The 4843-nt window shown below is 48.8% G+C and carries 5 protein-coding genes and 1 tRNA gene; 2 read left to right on the forward strand and 4 right to left on the reverse strand.

The annotated features are described in order from the left end of the window. Positions 1 to 10: 10 nt before the first annotated feature. The 4 genes from A4E54_RS05285 to A4E54_RS05300 form a co-directional block, all read right to left on the reverse strand. Positions 11 to 85 (reverse strand) — tRNA-Arg (locus A4E54_RS05285). Between the two features lie 100 nt (positions 86 to 185). Then, positions 186 to 1130, reverse strand: a complete 945-nt coding sequence (locus tag A4E54_RS05290) for an L-lactate dehydrogenase (RefSeq protein WP_286724853.1) — start codon at positions 1128 to 1130, stop codon at positions 186 to 188. Between the two features lie 298 nt (positions 1131 to 1428). Then, positions 1429 to 2679, reverse strand: a complete 1251-nt coding sequence (locus tag A4E54_RS05295; protein WP_286724846.1) for an MBOAT family O-acyltransferase — start codon at positions 2677 to 2679, stop codon at positions 1429 to 1431. Then, positions 2676 to 3161 (reverse strand): hypothetical protein, encoded by a 486-nt coding sequence (locus A4E54_RS05300; protein ID WP_286724848.1) that lies wholly within the window; start codon positions 3159 to 3161, stop codon positions 2676 to 2678. The genes A4E54_RS05295 and A4E54_RS05300 overlap by 4 nt, the downstream gene beginning before the upstream one ends. A gap of 762 nt (positions 3162 to 3923) precedes the next feature. Here A4E54_RS05300 and A4E54_RS05305 point away from each other — a divergent pair. Both A4E54_RS05305 and A4E54_RS05310 read left to right on the forward strand, forming a co-directional pair. Then, complete coding sequence (locus tag A4E54_RS05305; RefSeq protein WP_286724850.1) at positions 3924 to 4136, forward strand: hypothetical protein; 213 nt, start codon at positions 3924 to 3926, stop codon at positions 4134 to 4136. Then, positions 4114 to 4551 (forward strand): type II toxin-antitoxin system VapC family toxin, encoded by a 438-nt coding sequence (locus tag A4E54_RS05310; RefSeq protein ID WP_240085199.1) that lies wholly within the window; start codon positions 4114 to 4116, stop codon positions 4549 to 4551. Before A4E54_RS05305 ends, A4E54_RS05310 begins: the two co-directional genes overlap by 23 nt. Positions 4552 to 4843 lie beyond the last annotated feature (292 nt).

A 4843-nucleotide genomic window follows, 5' to 3' on the forward strand; every position in this document is an offset into this window, starting at 1 on the left:
GGTTATTTGCTGGTGCGCCCGGCAGGAATCGAACCTGCGCTTCCGGCTCCGGAGGCCGGCGCTCTATCCCCTGAGCTACGGGCGCATAACCAAACCAATAAAATTAAGTTACTATAATATTATATCTAAATTCAACTTTATTGCAAGGGAAGGTTTTGGGGAAGTATTCTGGGAGTTACGATTTACTACAGGTTTATTTGCTTTATGGCGGCCTTTAAAATATCCGCCGAGCGCCGCAAGGCATCTTCTTCCTCCCCTTTCAGCGGCAATTCCAGCGGACTTCCCCGACCCCGCGAGTTTACTACAGCCGGCAGGCTCAAACAACAGCCGCTGATGCCGTAAGCGCCGTCAATCAGCCCGGATACTGTCAGGATGCTGTACTCATCGCGGATAATGCTTTCACAGATTCGCTTCACCGCCAGGCTGACGGCGTAGTACGTCGCTCCCTTTTTCGAAATAATCTCGTAGCCGGCGTTTCTCACCCTGGCGTCAACCTCCGGCCGGTCGACCGGCGGGATGCCGGCCAGTTCGCAGAAACGACCCAGCCCCGTGCCGGCGATGTACGCCAGGCTCCAGAGCAGTACCTCGCTGTCTCCGTGCTCTCCCACGACGTAAGCGTGGATATTCCTGGAGGCAACGCCGCAGTGGCAGCTCAGATTATGCCGGAAACGGGAGCTGTCCAGAACCGTTCCGGAACCGAAAACCCGCTCCGGGGGCAGTCCGGTGATTTTCAAAGCGGCGTAGGTCAACACGTCAACAGGATTGCTCACAATTAAAAGGATGCCGTCGCCGCCCACGCTCCGCAATTCGGCAAGGCTCTCCCGCAAAATAGCGTAATTCTTTTGCAGCAGGTCCAACCGGGTTTCTCCCGGCCTCTGGCTTGCCCCGGCGCAGAAGATTACAATGCCGGCGTCCCGGCAATCCTCAAAAGATCCGGCGTATATTGTCACCGGCTTGATAAAAGCAGCGGCGTGCGCCAGGTCCATGGCCTCGCCTTCTGCCTTGGCGCTGTTAACGTCCACCAGCACCAGTTCCGAAACGAGGCCGCTGATAGTCAGGGCGTAAGCCACCGAGGCCCCGACCGACCCGGCTCCCACCACGGCAGCCTTCCGGTTCGACTTGCTCAGAATTGGTAATCAACTCCGTTTTGTTTTTTCACTATTATACCCGGCTGAAGCAAGGAAGATTCCGGAACTGTCCGGCCATAACCAGCATAGTGATGTATATCAAATCACCAGTACAGGTATCATAAAAAACATATATAAACCATGGCCGTTGCGGCAATAAAAGCGCCTCGCCGCCCTAGAAATCCGTGTAAATAAACCTGGACTCCTGGCCGGTGCTGAATAACACCGCCAACACAATAATTATCGTTAATATAAGAGCTTTTAAAACATTTAAAATAACGACCCTGACCATAAAATAACATCACCACCTAAAAATAATTCCGAGCGGCTCAAACAGGACGCCCAGGATGTAAAACGCGTTTCTCAGATTCGTGGCAAAAAATACCCAGCCGACACAGACAAAATGAAAAGTTAGAACAACGGATACCGTTTTTATTAGCGGAGCCGGCAGTTTTTCAACATAGCTGACGATCGCAGAGGCTTTTTTCCGGTAGAGTCTATGAAAACTCATCCCGACCCCGTGGTAGAAACCCCACACCGCGAAATTCCACGCCGCGCCGTGCCAGAGGCCGCACAATACCATGGAAATAAGGAGATTTCTAATGGTAAAAAACAGCGACCCCCTGTTCCCGCCCAGGGGAATGTAAAGATAATCCCTGATCCAACTGCTTAAGGACATGTGCCAGTTGTTCCAGAAAGACGCTATATTCGGCTGCAGGTACGGCCGGTTGAAATTTTCCGGCACCCGGAAGCCCAAAAGCCTGGCGCTGCCGATGGCGATGTCCGAATAGCCGGCGAAATCAAAATAGATTTTTACGGCGAAGGCATAGACAGCCACCCATAAATCCTGCGCGGAGACGCCGGCAGGATTTGCCAGAGGCCAGGTATAATATAACATGCTGTCGGCAATGATTACCTTCTTCCCAATGCCGATGATGATGCGGTACAGGCCGTCGCTGAGGAATTCCAGCCGAAAGGCGGTTTGACCGCGCAACTGCTCCAAAAACGGCTGAAACCTCTTAATGGGCCCTGACACCAAAGTGGGAAAGAAGAGCCCGAAAGCGGTGAATTCAATTAAGCCGGCCTTGGGCGCCACGCCTTTGTAGGTGTCCGCCAGGTAGTGGATAAATTCGAAAACAAAAAAGGACAAGCCCAGCGGCACAACCAGGTCAGGAACGGTAAAGGCGCTTTCCCGGTGCAGCACGCCGGAAAGATGATTCAACGCTGACGCGAAAAGTTTCAGGTACTTATAGTAAGCTAGCGCTCCGAGGCAGACAGCCAGGGACACGATGAAAATTGCCTTTATGCTTGATGAACTAACTAATCCGCCATGCGGCTTTTCAAATTTAATTCGATAAATGACGGCGCCGAACCCATAAGCCGCCAGGAGCAGGGCAACGATCAGCAGGGTGTGCACGGGATAATAATAAGTGTAAAAAACCAGGCCCGCCAGAACGAGTGCCATGGGGCGGCCCTTGGAGGGAATAACCGTCCAGTAAAGGATGGAGAATGTCGCCAGGAACGCTCCGTATATCCACGTGTTAAAAATCATCTGGCATGGACTCCTTGCAGGTATGGCCGCAGGTCCCTGCTCAAAAGTTCGGCCATGGCGGCGTTCCCGCCGTCAAGCATGTGCAGGGAATCATGGAACAGCTCCTGCGGGATGGCGTCCTGGTAATTAAAAAACGCGATATCCCTTTGGAGCGCCGCCCGCGCAATGATGCCGGTGTTCTTCTCATATGCGTCGTAGTCAAGCAACTGGTATCGCTGCAGCAGGGCATGGTTGACCGGGCTCAAAAAAATGACCGCCGGGATTTCATTTTCCTCCAGGTAGCGGCAGAGTTCCCGATAGTACTTGAAATCCACATATAAATCAAGGACATCACTCTTCACGTGGGCTCCGCTCTCGAACCGGAAACTACTGTCAAACCCCATCCGGTGGTAAACATACCATTCGGCCCATAAATTAGAAGCGACGAAGAAGAGCGCCAGAGATACCAGAAATGCAATTCTTCCCGCCGTTTGCTGTCTCACTTCATGTCCTCCCCAAAAGGAACACTTACGCACTCATAACTTTCTTTCGACAAAAGTGGAGCATTCCCTTTTACAAACTTTTTGGTAAACAGCATTGAGCAACATCCCAGGTTGCAAACCGGACAAAAAACCACCCCCGGCAAAATCCATGTGTGGATGGTTTGACGGGGTGGACAAGAAGTCAAGGATTAGCGAGCTTAAACAAAGTCCCCGCCGGGATTAAGCACAGCCAGTGTTAATTATCCTGTTAGCAAAGGGTTTCTCTGACTTACATTTATGTCGATGAGGGTAACCGGAACAATCTAAGCATTGATAAACCCTAATTTGCTCTTATACCCATTTTCACTGGTACGGTTATACTCATTCCGGAAAACCAGAGTCCTGGCCTGACCCCGCCTATTTCTTACCGAAATGAAGCAACAAATAAAGCTGTAACCAAGAATTGCACATTACCCAAATGGTTACGTGACGCCGGAGAACAAGCTGGTTTAAATTTCTCCCAATTATTACAAACTTCTATCAAAGAAGCACTTGGTATTAAATCAGCAAAGACGTCTTTCCCTGACGACTCGCCCCTCGTGATGAAATATTGGGCACGTTACCGACATAACCTTGCGTTCCTTCATGGCAGCTTACAGAGATTATTTCAATATGTTTGGAATATTATCTATTATAATCCGTCCAGAGGACTATATAGGTGGGTAGGTAGTGAATGGGTGGTCGATATGGTATAATGTCATTAAAACATTGAGGTGATATAGCATGGCCATTGAACGTCTGGCTGAAGAAATACGTAAACTAACCCCCAGTCAGCGTGAAAAACTGTTTAAAATGTTTAACGCGCCTGTTTCTGAAGATGAAAAAAGAGGTGGTCCAAACGACCCTTTCTCTCGGTTGATTGGAAAGGTTAATGCCCCCAAAGATGGTTCTCAGCGGTATAAGGAGGATTTATATGGTGGCAAGGCCCCCCTCTAAACTTTTTATCGACTCTGCTGCATTAATTGCTATATTTAGCAAAAACGACCAGTATCATGATAATGCCGTTGATTACTATGGTTCGTTAACCAAGAAAACAATACTAATTACAACAATACTTGTAATATCAGAGACTTATACGTGGTTCAGATACCATGTAAACTACAGAACAGCCATAGAATTCTTAGATGTTATTCAGGATTCCATTGCCTCTAAATGGTTAAAAATTATCTACCCTGATCCAGTTCTGGATACTCAAGCGCAAGTAATCTTGCGCCAATTTCAAGACCAGAAGTTATCATATGTTGATGCAATAAGTTTTGCTGTAGTCGAAAACATGAAAATAAAAGACGTATTTGGTTTCGACTCTCATTTTCGTATTAAAAAAACAAATATTTGGCCCCTGGGCTTATAGTCGATTTTAACTCGCAGGAGCCATCAGAACTCTAATGTAAAAATTTTTGGCTATCCGGATTTCCACTTTTTTAATCAGAGTTACCACCTCCTCGGCAAAAAAACCCTAAGCCTTGTCATCTTGGGCTTTGGGGTTTCTATTTTGGTATGCCTACCAGTGTGCCGATTAAGGAGATTTCTAATGGTAAAAAACAGCGACCCCCTGTTCCCGCCCAGGGTAAAAATCATCTGGCATGGACTCCTTGCAGGTATGGCCGCAGGTCCCTGCTCAAAAGTTCGGCCATGGCGGCGTT

The organism is Pelotomaculum sp. PtaB.Bin117, from assembly GCF_002067195.1.
Taxonomy (GTDB): Bacteria; Bacillota; Desulfotomaculia; order Desulfotomaculales; family Pelotomaculaceae; genus Pelotomaculum_D; species Pelotomaculum_D terephthalicicum.